This window comes from Pseudomonas sp. FW305-3-2-15-E-TSA4 (assembly GCF_058787295.1).
In genome coordinates this window covers 1-18,237 of sequence record NZ_JBYSZP010000016.1, presented here as the reverse complement: position 1 = coordinate 18,237, position 18,237 = coordinate 1, and the positions used below count along the sequence as shown (strand labels likewise).

The following is an 18,237-nucleotide window of genomic DNA, read 5'->3' as shown; positions in this document are numbered from 1 at the left end:
TGAAGAGGAACTTGTGGCGAGGGGATTTATCCCCGATGGACTGCGCAGCAGGCCCGATCTCTTGGGGCCGCTTCGCGCCCCATCGGGGATAAATCCCCTCGCCACAGGGCCGGTGTGCATCAATGGGATAACGCGTTTTCAGCGTTTTACGCTGAGGTCGATCTGGGTCATACGGCTACGAACCGTAAACACCCCATCCCCCGAAAGAATCGCACTGCGCGCAAACAAGCGCCCGCTCTCCCAGTTCGAAAGCCCCAGTTCCGGCTTGTTCAGCGCGTACTGACCATCGACCCAGCGGGTAATCCCATTGCCCACAAACGGCGCGTTCACCGCGTTGTAAAAGCGTTCCTGGGCGCCCGCATCCTCGCTGATCAGCGACACCGTGAACTGCGGGCTGTAGCGGTTGAACAACGTGATCGCCTGATCCAGATCGTCGATGATCATCAGGCTGACTTCCGGGGTTTCTTCCCATTCCCACTCGCGGCCCAGCTCTGATTCCGCAAGCGTTTCGGCCAGGGCTTCGGTCTGATAACCCTCAGCGCGATAGACCTCGACCGTCGCGTTCTGCCACTCGGCCGGCAGGTAACTTTCGGTGCCTGTGACGATGTGCAATTTGCAGCCCTGCCCGCGTGCATTGCCGGCCTGCTTCAGGGCATCGAGGAACAGCGGCACCAGTTCGGCAGCACGCTCGCGGTGAATCAGGCAGACGTTCAGGGTGTTGCAGACTTTGCGATCCAGCGAATTGCGCACCACGGCGGCGAAACGTGTGGCATCGGCATCACGGTCAGCAATCAACCAGGCGCCGCCGGTGCCATGCAGGCTGACGGCCGTGCCCGCCTGCTGGGCGATGCTGCCCAACTGGCTGACCGCACGCCCCGAACCCCGGGCCACCGCCAGCGACAGACGCCGGTCGGCGAACATTGCCCACCCGGCCGCGTGATTGACACTTTCCACCAGCGACACCGCACCTGCCGGCAAACCAGCATCGGCCAGCGCCGGGTTCAGCGCGTGAGTGACGATCGCTTGCGCGGTGCCCAACGCGTCGCTGCCAATGCGCAGCACTGCGGTGTTGCCAGTGCGCAGTACGCCGGCGGCATCGGCGAACACATTCGGTCGTCCTTCGAACACGAAGGCGACGATGCCCAGCGGCGACACCACTTGCTCGACCTTCCAGCCGTCGTGTTCGACGCAGCTGATGACCTTGCCGCGCGTGGCCGGCGCATCACGCCAGGCGCGCAGACCGGCGATCATGTCGCGGCGCATGCGCTCGTCGGCGAGCAGTCGGGTGGTCGAGCGACCACGGGCCTTGGCGCGTTCGATGTCGGCCAGGTTCGCGGCTTCGATCAAGGTCCAGCATTCCGGGGTTTCCAGGCGTTGCGCGAACAGGTCGAAGAAGCGACTGATGGCTTCGTCGGACACTGCCGACAATGCAGTGAATGCCGCTTCAGCACGCTCGATTGCCACCGCAGCCGCTTGTTGATCGACCACCGGAATCAGCAACAGCTCGCCACTCACCTGCTCGACCAGCAGGTGGTCACCGGGCTGAAACCGCGCCGCCAGTTCGGGGCTGACCACGGTCACACGGTTGCCAGCGAAAGGGATCGGCGTGCCAGCGACTAGACGTTCGAGCGCAAGAGACATGAAGCGGATTCACCATATGAGGGGCGGCCGGAAAATGTATAGGAACTGCGCTCTCCGAGGCAACACAAAACCCTTGTGGGAGCGAGCCTGCTCGCGAAAGCGTCGTGCCTGTCGATGCATCTCTCGCTGACCCACCGCATTCGCGAGCAGGCTCGCTCCCACAGGATTTTGCAGTGTTTGGAAGATCGGGTCAGAACACCGACCAGCCAATCCGCGAACTGAGCATCTCCAGCGCCGCCATCCCCGCCAGCGAGTTACCGGCAGCGTTGAGTTCCGGCGACCACACGCACACCGTGAACTGCCCCGGCACCACCGCGACAATGCCGCCGCCAACCCCGCTCTTGCCCGGCAAGCCGACGCGATAAGCGAAGTTGCCGGCCTCGTCGTACAGACCGCTGGTGGCCATGATCGAGTTGACCTGCTGGGTCTGGCGCCGAGTGAGGATCTGTTCGCCGCTGTGCTTGCAGAAACCGTCGTTGGCGAGGAAGCAGAATGCGCGGGCCAGATCGATGCAGTTCATGCGCAGCGCGCAGTGGCTGAAGTAGCTGCGCAGCACCGCTTCGACGTCGTTGTGGAAGTTGCCGAACGATTGCATCAGGTACGCCATGGCCGCGTTGCGGGCGCGATGCTGGTATTCGGACTCGGCGACCTTGCCGTCGACGATCACCTGTGGATTGCCCGACAGGCGCCGCACGAAGTCGCGCATCGACAGGGCTGGCGCGGCGAAACGCGACTGGTTGATGTCGCAGATCACCAGCGCCCCGGCGTTGATGAACGGATTGCGCGGGCGCCCGCGTTCGAACTCCAGTTGCACCAGCGAGTTGAACGGCTGGCCGGACGGCTCGTGCCCCAGGCGCTCCCAGATCGCCTCACCGGAATGCTCGATCGCCTGCACCAGGCTGAACACCTTGGAAATACTCTGCACCGAGAACGGCGTCTCGGCGTCGCCGGCGCAATACATTTCGCCGTCGTTGCCATACACGGCGATGCCCAGCTGATTGGCCGGCACGGTGCCGAGGGCGGGAATGTAATCAGCCACTTTGCCCTGCCCGATCAGGGGCCGGACAGCGTCAAGAATCTCGTTCAACAGCGCTTGCATGCCGGGTTCCGAAGTCTCGCCCCATGGGATTGCGGGGACACTGGGGCTAGACGCTGCGCAACTGCCACGAATCACACTGGCTATCACAGGGGACTGTGGTAGATGAAAGCTTCAGGGCTGGCCACGATCAAGGGTGGGAGTGGGCTTGCTCACGAAGGGGTCGGTACAGTCAGCATTGATGTTGGCTGACCTGACGCTTTCGCGAGCAGGCTCGCTCCCACAGGGGCTGTGGTGGATGAAGGATTCAGGGCTGGCCGCGATCAGGGGTGGGAGTGGGCTTGCTCACGAAGGGGCCGGTACAGTCAGCATTGATGTTGACTGAACTGACGCTTTCGCGAGCAAGCCCGCTCCCACAGGGGGCTGTGGTGGATGAGGGATTGGGGCCTGGCCGCGATCAGGGGTGGGAGTGGGCTTGCTCACGAAGGGGTCGGCACAGTCAGCATTGATGTTGGCTGACCTGACGCTTTCGCGAGCAAGCCCGCTCCCACTGGTGGGATTGCTACAAATCCGGAACTCAGTGTGCGCCGTCGAGACCGGCGAGCAGCGCACTGTCGCGGCTGTAGATATCCGGCGCATAGCGCACCTGCCCATCCTTGCCGACCTGCGCCGTCCAGTAGGTCATCAGGATCGGCACCGGTGCCGACAGGCGGAATTCGTGGGTGCTGCCGGTGGCGAGCAAGGTGTCGGTGCGCGTACGTTCCGCCGGGGTCAGCAACAGGTCGCGCAGTTGCATCGGGTGCTCGACCCGCACACAGCCCGAGCTGAAGGCGCGCGGGCCTTTGTCGAACAGGGCCTTGCTCGGCGTATCGTGCAGGTACACCGCGAAGGGGTTGGGGAAGCGGATCACCAGTTGCCCCAGCGGATTACGCGGCCCGGCCTCCTGGCGCAGCATGATGTTGCCGGGGTTGTCCCAGTCGATATCCGCTGCGGCCAACGGCTGGCCATGGGCGTCGAGCACCTGCAGATTCTGCCGGCTGAGGAAGGTCTGGTCCTTGCGGATCGCCGGCAGCTTGTCTTCTTTCCAGATGGTCGGCGGCACGGTCCAGGTCGGGTTCAGCGTCAGGCGCGTGACCCGGGATTTGAGCAGCGGGGTCTGCCGCTCGGCGCGACCGACCTGGGTACGGGTCTGCCAGACCGGCACGCCGGCCTGATACAGGGTCAGTTCAGCGGCGGCGACGTTGACCAGCAAACCGTCGGGTTCCATGTCCTGCGCCAGCCAGCGGAAGCGCTCAAGGTTGACCCGCAACTGCTCGCGGCGCGTCAGCGGGCTGATGTTGAGCTCGGCAATCGTCCCCGGCCCGACTACCCCGTCGGCCTGCAACGAATGGTTGGCCTGGAAGCTCTTCACCGCTTCCACCAGCACACCCTCATAGGCATTGCCGGGCGTGCCGATGGCGTGGGTCAGATAGCCTTCGTTGAACAGGCGTTGGGCCAGTTCCGGCACGCGTTTGTCTTCCATCGCCGGGCGCAGCAACGGGCCGTTGCCCACCGACTGCCAGTGCGGCAAGGCCTGCAGCCGCTGGCTGGCGTAGAGGTGGCGCAGGCTCTGGTATTGCGCCAGACGCGGGCGCGCCAGATCGAACGCAGTCTTGATGTCCTGCAGACCGGGCACGGCGATCGCCAGCAATTCCGCCTGACGATCACGCGGGGTGTCATCGGAATGCCACAGCGGTTCGAAATGCGATTGCAGCAGACGACCGTAATGCAGATCCTGCAGGGCTTGCAGGTAGTAGCGAGTGATATCGATATCGGCACACAACTCGCCGTCCTGCGGCGGATTAGTGGCGACTGGATAACGTTTGGGATTGAGGCCATCATCGGCCAACAGCTGCAACTGCGCGCGCAAGGCCGGCAAACGCCCGGACTCGCTGGCCCACACCGGCAGCCAGTCCTGCTGCTGATAAAACGCCTGCAATTGCGTCAGCGCCGCGCCGCTCAGGTGCGCGGCAATCGCCGGGCACGCCTGGGGTAAACCGATCAGCACCGCTTGCAGCGGACTTTGCGGCTCGAGCGGCATTTCCGCCGGCGGCGTCGGTAGGGTCTGCAACGGTGGCAGCGGCTCATCGGCGCAAGCGACAAACGGCGCAGCGAGCAAACAAATGCTCAAGTAGCATGCGTACTTTTTGAACAACTGCTTTACTCCAATCCGTGGCCGTCTGAATGACGGTCAACCTTACATCAGGTGCGCTGAACAGTCAGGCTCGAAACAGGGGTCTGTCGGGTATGACTGGGAGTCAGGAGCCAAAGTGCCAAATAAGTAGCAAGTGAGGACACTTTATAAATGTTGACGTATTTGCGCCGACTTCTGCTGACCACCGCGACCCTCGTCGTCGTGAGCAGCCCAGCTTTCGCCGCCGGCAAACCATCGCCGGTGCTCTTCACCAGCCTCGCCCACGCCGCGCCGGAACTCAATCCCCAAGCGCTGAAAGGTGCCTTGAGCGCCATGCAATGCGCAGTCAACAATGGCGCGAGACCCTCACGCCACCTGGCGATCATCGACTATTCGCAGCCCTCCACCGCCCGCCGGCTGTGGATCTTCGATCTGAACAGAAAGAAACTGGTGCTGCGCGATCTGGTCGCCCACGGTTCAAATTCCGGGGAAAATTTCGCTACCCAGTTCTCCAACCGCGAAGGCAGTTACCAATCCAGCCTCGGTCTGTTCCGCACCCAGGAAAGTTACGAGGGGACCCACGGTTATTCGCTGCGCATGGACGGTCTGGAACCGGGCTTCAATGACCTGGCCCGCGACCGGGCCATCGTGATCCACGCCGCCGACTACGTGAATCCGTTGTGGAGCAAGCGTCAGGGCCGTATCGGTCGCAGCCAGGGTTGCCCGGCGGTGCGCCCGCAAGTGGCGAAGCAGGTGATCGATAAACTCAAGGACGGCCAGTTCATGTTCTCCTGGTACCCGGACCAGCGCTGGCTGAAGTCCTCGCCGTACCTCAACTGCCAGCCGCAGCAAGTGGCGAGCATCTTGAGTACCCACGCCAGCTGACGATCAGGGCGACGACCATCAGCGCCGCCGCAACCCCGAACGTGTAGTGCAAGCCACTGCCGATGACCTCGGCCGGGGCTTGCGTCGGGTCACCCGTAGCGAAGGCGAACACCGCGCCCATGACCGCCGCGCCGGTGATCAGTCCGAGATTGCGTGACAGCCCGAGCAGGGCCGACACCACGCCGCGCTGATCCTGACTGACCATGGCCATCAACCCGCTATTGTTGGCCGCCTGAAACAACGCGTAACTGCTGGCAACCACAGCCATCGGCAGCAGATACGCCACCAGACCGAATCTCATCGGCAACAACGCCAACAAACTGCAACCACCGGCCAACCCGAACAACGCCCCCGGCACCACCCGCCGCGCACCGAAGCGATCCACCAGACGCCCCGCCGGCACCCCGCCACACGCCGCCAGCAGCGGCCCGACCGACAATGCCAGGCCGACCACGGTGCTGCCCAGTCCCAGGCCCCGGCTCAGGTAAAACGGCCCGACCACCAGCGTGGTCATCATCACCGTCGTTACCAGCAACGTTAGCGCCAGGCTGCTGCTCAGACGTGCGTCGGCAAACAATGACAGGCGAATCAGCGGCGCCCTGGCGTTCATCTCGACCGCAACAAACACCCCTGCCCCGCACAGGCTGACCAGCAGCAACATCAGCGTGTAGCCATCGAGCGTCATCGCCAGCGCGTAGGCGGCCAGCGTCAATACCAGCACCACGGTGCCGAGGTAATCAAACGCGACTGCCGATTTGGCCGGGCGATCGGCCGGTAGATAACGATAAACCAGCCACGCATTGAGCAGGCCCAATGGCACGTTGAGGACAAAGATCGACGGCCAGCCGACATGCGTGATCAGCAGACCGCCCAGCGATGGCCCGAGGCTGGTGCCGGTGGCCGACATGGTTGCCAGCAAGCCCATCGCACTGCCCGCCCGCGCCTTGGGCACCGCATCCGCCACCAGCGCCACCGTCAAGGCGAACATGATCGCCGCGCCAAGGCCCTGCACGGCCCGCGCGCCGATCAACCAGCCCAGCCCCGGCGCCAGCGCACAGCACAGCGAAGCACTGGTAAAAATGCCGATGCCGATCAGCAGCAGGCGTCGCCGCCCGAACACATCGCCCAGACGCCCGACACTGACAATCAACGTGGTGACCGCCAGCAGGTAGGCCAGCACGATCCACTGCACCTGTTGAAACGTCGCATCGAACGCTGCAGCCAAGGTCGGTAATCCGGCATTGGCGATGCTGGTGTCCAGCGACGGCATCAACATCGACAGCGCCAGACTGGTCAGCGCCCAGCGGGCTTGAGGGGGCAAGGGGGATCCGGGCATCGGGCGCTCCTGGTGCAAAGGTCAGACGGCATAGCCTGCGTCTCGACAAGGCAAGGCGCAAGACGCATGCTTTGCACTTGATACCTGCACGGAACGCCATGTCATGAGCACACCGGATCTGAACCTGTTGATCACCCTCGACGTGTTGTTGCGCGAAGGCAGCGTCGCCCGCGCCGCGCACATTCTGCGGTTGAGCCCGTCGGCCATGAGTCGTGCCCTGGCCCGGCTGCGCGAAACCACTGGCGATCCGTTGCTGGTGCGCGCCGGCCGAGGTCTGGTGCCGACCCCGCGTGCTCTGGAATTGCGCGAACGGGTCAGCGCTCTGGTGCAGGAAGCCGAGGCGGTGTTGCGTCCCGCCGAAGTGCTCGATCCCGGCCAGTTGCAGCGCACCTTCACCCTGCGCAACACCGACGGTTTTGTCGAAACCTTCGCCGCCGCGCTGCTCGCGCGCATCGCTGAAGAAGCACCCGGCGTGCGCCTGCGCTTTGTGCAGAAAGCCGACAAGGACAGCACGCCGCTGCGCGAAGGCCGGGTCGATCTGGAGACCGGCGTGGTCGACGACAGCACCGACCCGACGCTGCACAGCCGCATTCTGTTTGAGGATCACTGGATCGGTGTGGTTCGTGAGGGCCATCCGTTGAGCTCGGGCAAGATCAGCAGCAAACGTTTTGCCGGCGGCCAGCACATTCTGATCTCACGGCGCGGGCGCAGCAGCGGCCCGGTCGACGAAGCGTTGCTCGCCGCAGGTCTGACGCGGGATATCGTTACTTCATTCGGCGGCTTTTCGGCGGCGCTGACGCTGGTCCGCGAATCGGACCTGATCGCCACGGTCCCGGAGCGTCACACCAGCAAGCTGCGCATGGGCCTGCACAGCTTCGCCCTGCCCTTCCGGATGCCGCCGATCAGTGTGTCGATGCTCTGGCACCCACGGATGGACGCCGACCCGGCACACCGCTGGCTGCGCAACTGTGTACGGGAAGTCTGCGTCTAACGCGCATCGCCGCCGGCCGGTTTATAGAACAGGAATTTGCCGACCGCGGCGGTCTTTTTGTACTCCTTGGCCCAGCTCGGATGCACCTGGCGATCATGAAAGTACAGTGCGCCATGGGTGCGATCCGGCAACTGGCGGTTGAGTGCCTTGCCGGCGATGTCCTTGGCCAGGGTGTATTCGGCGTCTTCCTTGACCTGATCGGCCTTGCCGTCGCACCACCAGGAAAACTGGCAGCTCTTGGTTTCCGACCCTTGCTTGACCACTGCGCACACGGTGTCGGGGAAGCCGTCATGGCCGAGGCGGTTCATCACCACGTTGGCCACCGCCTCCATTTCCAGCGTATCGCGGCCCTTGGCTTCCCAATAGATACTGCGCGCCAGACAGGTGATCGGATCGTCCAGCGGCGCGGTGCCAGCGGGGTCAACCGCCTGCACTTCGGTGGGGGTGATCGCTTCGGATTTGGGTGCCGGTGCCGCGCTGACTTTGTCGGCGGCCTTCTCTTCCAGCACTTGAGCCTTCTCTTCGGCCTTGGCCTTGATCGGCGCCTGTTCGGTGGCGCTCACAACGCCGGCCATAAGGGTTAATGCGAAACAGCCAGCCAACCATTTCAATCCCATGTCTGTTCTTCCGGCAGCGCCCGTTCCGGGCAAGGTGTTTCGTGGGGGAGACGCCCGGTTCCCGGGGCCTTCGGAGAGTGTAGACGGCAAATTTCGGCGCATTGTTCCGCAGAAAAATCCGCACGATGAAGAAAAAGACATTGCACTGACCGGGGGCCTTTCGCGCATCATGAGCGCACTCAGCTCAAGGGAGATTTCCATGCGCTTCATGCCATCCGTTTTGCGTTTCGCCGCGCTGGCCGTGGGGCTGGCCGTGGCCGCCTCGGCCATGGCTGCCGACGAGTCGCAACTGATCGAGTCGATCAATGCCTACCGCAGCCAACCGCAGCGTTGCGGCAGCCAGGCGTCCAGTGAACTGCCACCGCTGTCGGCCGATCCACGGCTGAGACTGCCGGCCGCCGGTGCGGTCGATCTGCAACAGGCCATGGCCAGCGCCAGCTACCCGATGGTCAACGTGCAGGCGATCACCCTCAACGGCCCACGGGATGCGGCGTCGGCGATGAAGGCGATTCAGGAGAGCTTCTGTCAGGTGGTGCTGGATCCGCAGTTCGTCGATGTCGGTGTCAGCCGCGCCGATCGTGACTGGCGCATTGTGCTGGCGCGACCGTTGCTCTCGGCGAAACTCGGTGATGCGCAGAGCGAAGGCCAGAAGTTGCTCGAACAACTCAACGCTGCTCGCGCCCAACCGCGTCAATGCGGCGGCCAGGCCTTTGCCGCGGCCGGGCCACTGACCTGGAACGCCACATTGGGCAGCATTTCCCAGGATCACAGCCGCGACATGGCCAACAACAACTACTTAGACCACAAGGACCGCGACGGCCGCACACCCGGTGACCGCGCCGAACTGGCCGGCTACAGCGGGCAACTGGTCGGCGAAAACATCGCCGCCGGGCAAGACACCGTGCGCAAGGTCGTCGACGGCTGGCTCGCCAGCCCCGGCCACTGCGCCAACCTGATGAACCCGCAATACAAAGAACTCGGCGCCGCCTACGCGACCGATCCAAAGAGCAGCGCCGGGATTTACTGGACCGCGATGTTTGGGGCGCAGTAACTCCCCTTCAGAAAACACCGAAGATCCGATGTGGGGATTGGTGGTGGATGAAGAATTCAGGGCTGGCCGCTATCAAGGGTGGGAGTGGGCTTGCTCACGAAGAGGCCGGCACATTCAGCATCGATGTCGACTGAGCGGACGCCTTCGCGAGCAAGCCCGCTCCCACAGGGGTAGTCAGTGCATCAGGGATTTACGGTTGGCCGAAATCACAGGGGAATTGCTGTTGGATGAAGGATTTGCGGCTGGTCGAAATCCAGGGTAGGAGTGGGCTTGCTCACGAAGGGGCCGGCACATTCAGCATCGGTGGCGACTGACCTGACGCTTTCGCGAGCAAGCCCGCTCCCACTGGGATCGCACTTATTCTGAAGTAATGCGGTGAATGCGCATCCTGAGTTCAAACCCAGACCGCGTCCCATAGCGGGTAGTCACCGAGTTTTTCCACCAGTCCGGCCCGCAGTGGATTAGCCACTACATAGCGGGCCAGTTTCACCAGATCCTCCTCTCGACGTAATGCATGATCATGAAAACCTTGCTGCCAAAGGCCTCCGGATCTACCGCTCGCTGTGTTGACTGAACGAGTACTCAGGGATTTGACCTGGCACATCAATTGGCCAAGTGTTCCTTTTTGCAATTGGATCAGCCAATGAAAATGATCGGGCATAACCACCCATGCCAATGTGTCGGCAAATCCCTCTTCCTGCGCCTGCCTGAACTGATGCACAACCAACCGGCCGAGCCTGTAATCCGTGAACACCGGCTCACGCCCCAAAGTATTGGCGGTTAGTAGGTAGATCTGATTTTCTTCGCAATGACGGCCGGTTCGCAGGCGATGTGATGAGTAACGCTTGGGCATTCCTTTGCCTTGTTCATGGTTGAATTCAAAAAAAGGCTAGATCAGCCATCACAGTGCGCCGAACATGTTTGTTGGCAGGATGTGTCTGTGCACCAGAAAAAGGGTGGGAGTGGGCTTGCTCACGAAGGGGCCGGCACATTCAGCATCGATGTCCACTGAGCGGACGCCTTCGCGAGCAAGCCCGCTCCCACCGGGGACATCTGCGATGTTCAGAATTGCAGGCACAAAAAAAACCGGAGTCATGGCTCCGGTTTTTTTATTGTCAGTGGGTTCTCATCCCCGCTGCATACATCGCCAGTTTCAGCACACTCGCCACCACGGCGAGTGACACGATGCTGCCGAACCAGATCAGCAACAACCAGCCCAGGCGCTTGTACCAGCGGCTGGTTTTGACCTCGCGCGAATCAATGGTAGCCATCGCCAATCCTCACTTTGCCGCGGAATACGTAGTAGCTCCAGAAGGTGTACATCAGGATCACCGGCAGGATGAACAGTGCGCCGATCAAGGCGAACAACTGGCTCGAAGGCGGAGACGCCGCCGCCCACAGGCTCACCGATGGCGGGATGATGTTTGGCCAGATGCTCAACGCCAGGCCGATGTAACCGAGCAGCATCAACACCAGAGTGAACACGAACGGCCAGTGGGTGTGACGCTGACGCAAGGTGCGCAGCAGCCCGAACAACGCCAGCAGCGCCAGCACCACCAACCCGGCGAACACCATCAGGTGTCCGCTGGTCGACCAGCGAGTGGCCAGTTCCGGGTGCAACTTAAGTGTCCACGCACCAATCACCACCACCATCGCCGTCAGCAACCACGCCAGCGGCCGGGTGAACAGACGCATCCGCGACTCGAGCATGCCTTCGGTCTTGACCAGCAACCAGGTGCTGCCCAGCAGCGCATAAGCCACCACCAGACCGACGCCGCACACCAGCGGAAACGGCGCCAGCCAGTCCAGGCCGCCACCGGCAAACTGCCGATTCACCACGGGAATGCCCGACACGTAGGCGCCGATCGCCACACCCTGGGAGAACGTCGCCAGCAGCGAACCGCCGATGAACGCCTTGTCCCACCAGTGACGCTTTTGCGCTGACGACTTGAAGCGAAACTCGAACGCCACGCCACGGAAAATCAGCCCGCAGAGCATCAGGATCAGCGGCAGGTACAGCGCCTCCAGAATCACCCCGTAGGCCAGTGGAAAGGCGCCATACAACGCCGCACCACCGAGCACCAGCCAGGTTTCGTTGCCGTCCCACACCGGGGCGACGGTGTTCATCATCACGTCGCGCTCCTGCTCATCCGGGATCAGCGGAAACAGGATCCCCAAGCCCAGATCGAAGCCGTCCATGATCACGTACATCATCACCCCGAAGGCGATGATCACACCCCAGATCAACGAGAGATCGATACCTTGAATACCCATGACTCAGTGCTCCTTCATCGGGGCGGTAGCCGCCGAAATAGGCCGGCGCGGGGTTTGCAACTGATCGCCCCCCGGCGGATGTTCGTGATGCGGCTGCGGGCCCTTGCGCACCAGTTTCATCATGTAGCCGATGCCCACGGTGAACACCGAGCAGTAGATCACCACGAACAGCAGCAGCGAGGTACTCATCTGCGCCACCGAGTGGTGCGACGCGGCGTCATGGGTGCGCATCAAGCCGTAAACCACCCACGGCTGACGCCCGACTTCGGTGGTGATCCAGCCGGCCAGCAACGCGATCAACCCGCTCGGCCCCATCAGCAACACCAGACGCTGGAAGCCGCGATGCTGATAGAGCTTGCCGCCACGACGCAGCGCCAGACCGAGCACACCGACGAGGATCATCAACATGCCCAGCCCGGCCATCACGCGGAAGCTCCAGAAGATGATGGTCGAGTTCGGCCGATCCTCTTTCGGGAAGCTCTTGAGCGCCGGGATCTGCTTGTCGAGGCTGTGGGTCAGGATCAGGCTGCCGAGGTACGGGATTTCCAGCGCGTACTTGGTCTTCTCCGCCTGCATGTCGGGGATGCCGAACAGCACCAGCGGCGTCGGGCCGTTGTCGGCGTTTTCCCAGTGGCCTTCGATGGCGGCGATTTTTGCCGGTTGATGCTCCAGGGTGTTCAAGCCATGGGCGTCACCGACCACCGCCTGAATCGGTGCCACGATCAGCGCCATCCACAACGCCATGGAAAACATCCTGCGCACCGGCGCGGTATTGTTGCCGCGCAGCAAATGCCAGGCCGCCGACGAGCCCACGAAGAAGGCCGTGGCGACGAACGCGGCGATCGCCATGTGCGCCAGACGGAACGGAAACGACGGGTTGAACACGATCGCCAGCCAGTCCAGCGGCATCACCCGACCGTCGACAATTTCAAAGCCCTGCGGCGTCTGCATCCAGCTGTTGGACGCGAGAATCCAGAACGTTGAAATCAGCGTGCCGATAGCGACCATCACCGTGGCGAAGAAGTGCAAGCCACGGCCGACGCGGTTCCAGCCGAACAGCATGACCCCGAGGAAACCGGCCTCAAGGAAGAACGCCGTCAGCACCTCATAGGTCAGCAACGGCCCGGTGATGCTCCCGGCGAAGTCGGAAAACCCGCTCCAGTTAGTGCCGAACTGGTACGCCATGACCAGCCCCGAGACCACGCCCATGCCGAAGTTGACGGCAAAGATCTTCGACCAGAAGTGGTAGAGATCGCGGTAGGTGTCGTCACGGGTTTTCAGCCACAGGCCTTCGAGTACCGCGAGGAAACTCGCCAGGCCGATGGTGATCGCCGGGAAGATAATGTGGAACGAAACCGTGAACGCGAATTGAATTCGCGCCAGGTCCAGTGCCTCCATGTTGAGCATGATGATGTCCTCATCCAGGCTGAAAAGCGGCAGCACGTCGCCGGGCCACCGCCAGGCGCGAACGCCTGCAGCCAGTCAAATTGCCAAGGTTTTTATAAGTAGCGGGTCAGGCCAGCGACGACGGGATCAGGTTGCTGACCTTGGCCGCTTCGAGGCGAATCGCGACGAATTTCGAGGTCGGCGTGTAGGTCCGGTCGCCGTAGCTTTCCAGCGGCACCAGCGGATTGGTTTCCGGGTAGTACGCCGCGGCCTGACCGGGCGGAATGTCGTAGGCGATCAGGGTGAAACCGCTGACCCGACGCTCGCGCTCGTCATCCCACAGCGCCACCAGATCGACCTTCTGCCCCGGTTCGAAACCGAGACGCTGGATGTCCTGTTCGTTGGCGAAGATCACGTCGCGCATGCCATAGACCCCGCGATAACGGTCGTCGAGCCCGTACAGCGTGGTGTTGTACTGGTCGTGGGAGCGCATGGTCTGCAGGATCAGATCCGGCTTGACCGGCAGGTTGCGCACGCCTTCGCTGATCAGGTGTTCCGGCAGCACGCACGGGGTGAACTGGGCTTTGCCCGACTCGGTGTTCCAGACCCGATCCGAGGCGTCGTTGCCAAGGTGGAAGCCACCCGGGGTCAGCAGTTTTTCGTTGAAGTTTTCGAAGCCCGGAATCACGTCGCCGATCAGGTTGCGGATGCGTCCGTAATCGCCCACCGCCCACTCCCAGTCGATTGGATGCTTGCCCAAGGTCGCGGCGGCAATCCCGGCAATGATCGCCGGCTCGGACTTCAAGTGCGCCGACTTCGGTTTCAACTGACCGAACGACAAATGCACCATGCTGAAGGTGTCTTCCACGGTCACGCCTTGCGGGCCTTCGGCCTGAATGTCGATGTCGGTGCGACCGAGGCACGGCAGGATCAATGCGTCGCGTCCGGTGACCAGATGGCTGCGGTTGAGCTTGGTCGAAATGTGCACGGTCAGGTCGAGTTTGCGCATCGCTTCGTGAGTGCGCGGGGTGTCCGGCGTGGCTTGAGCGAAGTTGCCGCCCAGACCGATAAACACTTTGGCTTCGCCACGCTCCATCGCACCGATCGCCATCACCGTGTTGTGGCCGTGCATGCGCGGTACTTTGAAGTTGAAGCGTTTTTCCAGCGCGTCCATCAGCTCCTTCGGCGCCAGTTCGTTGATGCCCATGGTGCGGTCGCCCTGCACGTTACTGTGCCCGCGCACCGGCGACAGACCGGCGCCCGGACGGCCAACGTTGCCGCGCAGCAATTGCAGATTGATGACTTCCTGCAGGGTCGGCACCGAGTGCACGTGTTGGGTCAGGCCCATGGCCCAGCACATGATCACGCTTTTGGCGCGGCCATACATGCGCGCCGCCAGTTCGATGTCGTGCAACGGCACGCCGGACTGCTCGAGGATGTGCTCCCAAGTCGTGGCGTCGACTTCTGCCAGGTAGCTGTCCAGACCCGAGGTGTGCTCGGCGATAAACGCATGGTCGAACACCGGTTCGCCACCGCTGGCCTGGGCTTCACGCTCCCACTGCAGAAGGAATTTGACCATGCCGCGAATCATCGCCATGTCGCCACCCAGCGCCGGGCGGAAGTACGCGGTGTTGGTCGCTTCCCAACCGTTGCTGAGCATCTCGAGCGGGTTCTGCGGGTTCTGGAAACGTTCCAGGCCACGTTCTTTCAGCGGGTTGATGCACACCACCTGCGCGCCGCGTTTCACCGCTTCACGCAGCGGTTCGAGCATGCGTGGGTGGTTGGTGCCGGGGTTCTGGCCGATGACGAAAATCGCGTCGGCATGATGCAGATCCTCGTAGACCACGGTGCCCTTGCCCACGCCCAGCGTCTCGCCCATGCTCACCGCACTGGCTTCGTGGCACATGTTCGAGCAATCGGGAAAGTTGTTGGTGCCGTAGGCGCGGACGAACAACTGATAGAGAAACGCCGCTTCGTTGCTGGCCCGGCCCGAGGTATAGAACTCGGCCTCGTGCGGCGATTTCAGGCCCTTGAGATGTTCGGCGATCAGCGCGAACGCATCTTCCCAGGTGGTTTCCACATAGCGGTCGACCCGCGCGTCGTAACGCATCGGGTGGGTCAGCCGGCCCTGATATTCCAGCCAGTAGTCGCTCTGCTCGGCCAGGCTCGATACCGTGTACTTGTTGAAGAACGCCGGGTCGACCAAACGCCCGGTAGCCTCCCAGTTCACCGCTTTGGCGCCGTTCTCGCAGAACTTGAGCATGCTCGCACCGGGCGCTTCACCCCACGCACAGCCCGGGCAGTCGAAGCCGCCGTTCTGATTGGTCTTGAGCATGGCGCGGATGTTTTTCAGGGCGTTTTCACTGCCCAGCCAGCTTTTGGTCAGGCTGATCACAGCCCCCCAACCGGCAGCGGCGCCCTTGTAAGGTTTGTAACGGTCGACTTGTGACATGGGACATCTCCATGACGATGCACACAGGCATAAACCTGATCTTGGTTAAACAGCGACGGCCGACTTTGCACAGCAATAAAGCGGTCGTTTCAGTTGCCGGAGCAAGGATATGAACCGTTACAAAACATTGTCTAATCGCTATTTATGACCACACTATCGAAACCCTCTATCACGGTTAAAAACCCTTTATTTACGGGGTGTTGCGAAACTAAAGCGGTAACTTTCGAGCAAAAATAATTGATCATCGACGCGCTCAATCAAGCAGTCATAAACAGTGATTGGACGAGATCTGAAGTTGCCCATAATCTGCGCTAACCGGTTCCGTCAATGCGGACTTCCCACTCCTGCGAGGCTGTCATGTCAGAGCGTGTCTTGATCGATGGTTACAACCGCCGCGTCGACTATCTGCGCATGTCGGTCACCGACCGCTGCGACTTTCGCTGCGTGTATTGCATGGCCGAGGACATGCAGTTTCTGCCGCGCCAGCAAGTGCTGACGCTGGAGGAGATCTATCAACTGGCGCAGAGCTTCGTGGCGCTGGGCACGCGCAAGATTCGCCTGACGGGCGGCGAGCCGCTGATTCGTCCGGGCGTGGTCAAGTTGTGCGAGCAGATCGCCGCCCTGCCCGGCCTGCGTGAACTGTGCATGACCACCAATGGCTCGCAGCTGGGCAAACTCGCCGCGCCGTTGTTCGACGCCGGGGTCAAGCGACTGAACATCAGCCTCGACAGCCTCGACCCGGATCGCTTCAGGCAAATGACCCGCACCGGTGATCTGGCGCAGGTGATCAGCGGCATCGATGCGGCGCGCAAGGCCGGTTTCACCCGAACCAAACTCAACGTGGTGGTGATGCAGGGGCGCAACGATCAGGAGATCAACGATCTGGTGAGCTTCGCCATCGACCGCCAGCTCGACGTCTCCTTCATCGAGGAAATGCCGCTGGGGATCATCAGCGAACACAGCCGCGCGGAGTCGTTTTTCTCCAGCGCCCAGGTGCGCGAAAAAATCGCCGAGCGCTACACCCTGATCGACTCCGCCGAGTCGACCCAGGGCCCGTCGCGCTACTGGCGGCTGGCCGAGGCGCCGGATATTCGTCTGGGCTTTATCTCGCCGCACAGCCACAATTTCTGCGGTACTTGCAACCGGGTGCGGCTGACTGTCGAGGGGCGCCTGCTACTGTGTCTGGGTAACGAGCATTCGGTGGATCTCAAAGCCGTGCTGCGCGCTCATCCGGGGCAACCAGAGCGGCTGGAGAAGGCCATCATCGAAGCGATGAAACTCAAGCCGTATCGGCACAATTTCGAAGTGAACGACGACGTTCAGGTCGTGCGCTTCATGAACATGACCGGCGGCTGAGCCGCCCTCACCCTGCGTAACCGGGATCGCCCAGCATGATCATCAGACCCAAGGTCAACCAATTCGCCATCCTCTTCACCCTCAAGGGTTCGATCGCCAAACGTATCGCCCTGCGCACCCTGATGGTCACCCTGCTGGCTTCTGCCATCGTGCTGATTGAAATGCTCCATCCGAGCAACTTCACCAAGGTCAACGCCACGCCGTTCACCCTGCTCGGGCTGTCACTGTCGATCTTCATGAATTTTCGCAACAACGCCTGCTACGACCGCTGGTATGAAGCGCGCAAGGCCTGGGGCGATGTGCTGGTGCACATTCGTTCGGTGATTCGCGAAACCCATGTCATCCGCGAATCGGCGCAGCGCAAGCCGTTGCTGCTCAACCTCTGCGGGTTTGCTCATGCGTTGAACGCGCGGTTGCGCCGGGAAAGCGAAGCGGCGGCCAGCAGCAAGTGGATCACCCCGCAACACGATGCGCAGGTGCCGGACTACAGCGGACGGATTCTGCAGCAGGTCGGCCAGCAATGTTCGGATCTGCATCAAAGCGGTGAACTGAGCGAGTGGCGCTACATGCTGCTGGCCAATCACCTGACCAGCCTGACTCAGGCACAAGCGGTGTGCGAGCGGATCAAAAACACCCCGCTGCCCTTCCCCTACACCTTGCTGCTGCACCGCACGATCTACCTGTTCTGCATCCTGCTGCCGTTCGCCATGGCCGAACCGCTGGGCTGGCTGACCCCGCTGTTCACGGCGATTGTCAGCTACACGTTCTTTGGTCTGGATGCGATTGCCGATGAACTGGAAGACCCGTTCGGCCGCGACGAAAACGATTTGGCGACTGACTCGCTGGTGCGCACCATCGAGCGTGACATTCTCAGCGAACTGGGCGAAACCGACCTGCCGCCGATGTTGCTGCCGGTGGACTATGTGCTGAGCTGAGCTCGCTCCCTCTGTAGGAGTGAGCCTGCTCGCGATAGCGGTCGCCCAGTCAGTAAAGATGTTGACTGTGCCGCCGTCATCGCGAGCAGGCTCACTCCTACAGG

Annotated in this window: 15 protein-coding genes; 5 read left to right on the top strand and 10 right to left on the bottom strand. The window is 62.1% G+C overall.

Annotation, left to right across the window (positions count from 1 at the left end):
- Window positions 1–138 precede the first annotated feature (138 nt).
- From AC3WMV_RS21400 to AC3WMV_RS21390, 3 genes are all read right to left on the bottom strand, one after another.
- A complete protein-coding gene (locus AC3WMV_RS21400) occupies window positions 139–1,641 on the bottom strand; it encodes an aldehyde dehydrogenase family protein (RefSeq protein ID WP_103368898.1) in 1,503 nt (500 codons plus the stop codon).
- Between the two features lie 190 nt (window positions 1,642–1,831).
- A complete protein-coding gene (gene glsB, locus AC3WMV_RS21395) occupies window positions 1,832–2,740 on the bottom strand; it encodes a glutaminase B (RefSeq protein ID WP_003226050.1) in 909 nt (302 codons plus the stop codon).
- A 514-nt stretch (window positions 2,741–3,254) separates the two neighbouring features.
- Window positions 3,255–4,871 carry a L,D-transpeptidase family protein gene (locus tag AC3WMV_RS21390; RefSeq protein ID WP_103368900.1) on the bottom strand — a complete coding sequence of 539 codons (1,617 nt, stop codon included), beginning with the start codon at window positions 4,869–4,871 and terminating at the stop codon, window positions 3,255–3,257.
- A 150-nt stretch (window positions 4,872–5,021) separates the two neighbouring features.
- Between AC3WMV_RS21390 and AC3WMV_RS21385 the strand changes: the two genes are divergently transcribed.
- The gene (locus tag AC3WMV_RS21385) at window positions 5,022–5,735 is read left to right on the top strand and encodes a murein L,D-transpeptidase catalytic domain family protein (protein ID WP_027611721.1); all 714 of its coding nucleotides are present in this window, start codon (window positions 5,022–5,024) and stop codon (window positions 5,733–5,735) included.
- Here the strand turns inward: AC3WMV_RS21385 and AC3WMV_RS21380 are convergent.
- Complete coding sequence (locus AC3WMV_RS21380) at window positions 5,683–7,071, bottom strand: MFS transporter (protein ID WP_103368901.1); 1,389 nt, start codon at window positions 7,069–7,071, stop codon at window positions 5,683–5,685. The genes AC3WMV_RS21385 and AC3WMV_RS21380 overlap by 53 nt on opposite strands.
- A 103-nt stretch (window positions 7,072–7,174) precedes the next feature.
- On the opposite strand from AC3WMV_RS21380, the gene AC3WMV_RS21375 reads away from it, so the two are divergent.
- Window positions 7,175–8,062 (top strand): LysR family transcriptional regulator, encoded by an 888-nt coding sequence (locus AC3WMV_RS21375; RefSeq protein ID WP_027611719.1) that lies wholly within the window; start codon window positions 7,175–7,177, stop codon window positions 8,060–8,062.
- On the opposite strand, the gene AC3WMV_RS21370 is transcribed toward AC3WMV_RS21375, so the two are convergent.
- Entirely contained in the window at window positions 8,059–8,679 is a 621-nt protein-coding gene (locus AC3WMV_RS21370; protein ID WP_103368902.1) for a cell wall hydrolase, read from the bottom strand. The genes AC3WMV_RS21375 and AC3WMV_RS21370 overlap by 4 nt on opposite strands.
- A 199-nt stretch (window positions 8,680–8,878) precedes the next feature.
- Between AC3WMV_RS21370 and AC3WMV_RS21365 the strand changes: the two genes are divergently transcribed.
- Window positions 8,879–9,730 carry a CAP domain-containing protein gene (locus tag AC3WMV_RS21365; RefSeq protein WP_103368903.1) on the top strand — a complete coding sequence of 284 codons (852 nt, stop codon included), beginning with the start codon at window positions 8,879–8,881 and terminating at the stop codon, window positions 9,728–9,730.
- 394 nt (window positions 9,731–10,124) lie between these two features.
- Here AC3WMV_RS21365 and AC3WMV_RS21360 read toward each other — a convergent pair whose 3' ends face one another.
- The 5 genes from AC3WMV_RS21360 to AC3WMV_RS21340 form a co-directional block, all read right to left on the bottom strand.
- The gene (locus AC3WMV_RS21360) at window positions 10,125–10,583 is read right to left on the bottom strand and encodes an REP-associated tyrosine transposase (protein ID WP_097090270.1); all 459 of its coding nucleotides are present in this window, start codon (window positions 10,581–10,583) and stop codon (window positions 10,125–10,127) included.
- A gap of 262 nt (window positions 10,584–10,845) precedes the next feature.
- Entirely contained in the window at window positions 10,846–11,001 is a 156-nt protein-coding gene (locus AC3WMV_RS21355) for a DUF2474 domain-containing protein (protein ID WP_103368904.1), read from the bottom strand.
- A complete protein-coding gene (cydB, locus tag AC3WMV_RS21350) occupies window positions 10,988–12,004 on the bottom strand; it encodes a cytochrome d ubiquinol oxidase subunit II (protein ID WP_096796447.1) in 1,017 nt (338 codons plus the stop codon). Before cydB ends, AC3WMV_RS21355 begins: the two co-directional genes overlap by 14 nt.
- A gap of 3 nt (window positions 12,005–12,007) precedes the next feature.
- Window positions 12,008–13,411, bottom strand: a complete 1,404-nt coding sequence (locus AC3WMV_RS21345) for a cytochrome ubiquinol oxidase subunit I (protein WP_103368908.1) — start codon at window positions 13,409–13,411, stop codon at window positions 12,008–12,010.
- Window positions 13,412–13,517: 106 nt separating this feature from the next.
- Complete coding sequence (locus AC3WMV_RS21340; protein ID WP_027611713.1) at window positions 13,518–15,842, bottom strand: FdhF/YdeP family oxidoreductase; 2,325 nt, start codon at window positions 15,840–15,842, stop codon at window positions 13,518–13,520.
- 357 nt (window positions 15,843–16,199) lie between these two features.
- On the opposite strand from AC3WMV_RS21340, the gene moaA reads away from it, so the two are divergent.
- The gene (gene moaA / locus AC3WMV_RS21335; protein WP_103368905.1) at window positions 16,200–17,198 is read left to right on the top strand and encodes a GTP 3',8-cyclase MoaA; all 999 of its coding nucleotides are present in this window, start codon (window positions 16,200–16,202) and stop codon (window positions 17,196–17,198) included.
- 35 nt (window positions 17,199–17,233) lie between these two features.
- The gene (locus AC3WMV_RS21330) at window positions 17,234–18,133 is read left to right on the top strand and encodes a bestrophin family protein (protein ID WP_103368906.1); all 900 of its coding nucleotides are present in this window, start codon (window positions 17,234–17,236) and stop codon (window positions 18,131–18,133) included.
- Window positions 18,134–18,237 lie beyond the last annotated feature (104 nt).

Coding starts and splice junctions, on each gene's coding strand:
- AC3WMV_RS21400 (WP_103368898.1), bottom strand. CDS start 1,641: ATGTCTCTTGCGCTCGAACGTCTAGTCGCTGGCACGCCGATCCCTTTC.
- glsB (WP_003226050.1), bottom strand. CDS start 2,740: ATGCAAGCGCTGTTGAACGAGATTCTTGACGCTGTCCGGCCCCTGATC.
- AC3WMV_RS21385 (WP_027611721.1), top strand. CDS start 5,022: ATGTTGACGTATTTGCGCCGACTTCTGCTGACCACCGCGACCCTCGTC.
- AC3WMV_RS21380 (WP_103368901.1), bottom strand. CDS start 7,071: ATGCCCGGATCCCCCTTGCCCCCTCAAGCCCGCTGGGCGCTGACCAGT.
- AC3WMV_RS21375 (WP_027611719.1), top strand. CDS start 7,175: ATGAGCACACCGGATCTGAACCTGTTGATCACCCTCGACGTGTTGTTG.
- AC3WMV_RS21370 (WP_103368902.1), bottom strand. CDS start 8,679: ATGGGATTGAAATGGTTGGCTGGCTGTTTCGCATTAACCCTTATGGCC.
- AC3WMV_RS21365 (WP_103368903.1), top strand. CDS start 8,879: ATGCGCTTCATGCCATCCGTTTTGCGTTTCGCCGCGCTGGCCGTGGGG.
- AC3WMV_RS21360 (WP_097090270.1), bottom strand. CDS start 10,583: ATGCCCAAGCGTTACTCATCACATCGCCTGCGAACCGGCCGTCATTGC.
- AC3WMV_RS21355 (WP_103368904.1), bottom strand. CDS start 11,001: ATGGCTACCATTGATTCGCGCGAGGTCAAAACCAGCCGCTGGTACAAG.
- cydB (WP_096796447.1), bottom strand. CDS start 12,004: ATGGGTATTCAAGGTATCGATCTCTCGTTGATCTGGGGTGTGATCATC.
- AC3WMV_RS21345 (WP_103368908.1), bottom strand. CDS start 13,411: ATGCTCAACATGGAGGCACTGGACCTGGCGCGAATTCAATTCGCGTTC.
- AC3WMV_RS21340 (WP_027611713.1), bottom strand. CDS start 15,842: ATGTCACAAGTCGACCGTTACAAACCTTACAAGGGCGCCGCTGCCGGT.
- moaA (WP_103368905.1), top strand. CDS start 16,200: ATGTCAGAGCGTGTCTTGATCGATGGTTACAACCGCCGCGTCGACTAT.
- AC3WMV_RS21330 (WP_103368906.1), top strand. CDS start 17,234: ATGATCATCAGACCCAAGGTCAACCAATTCGCCATCCTCTTCACCCTC.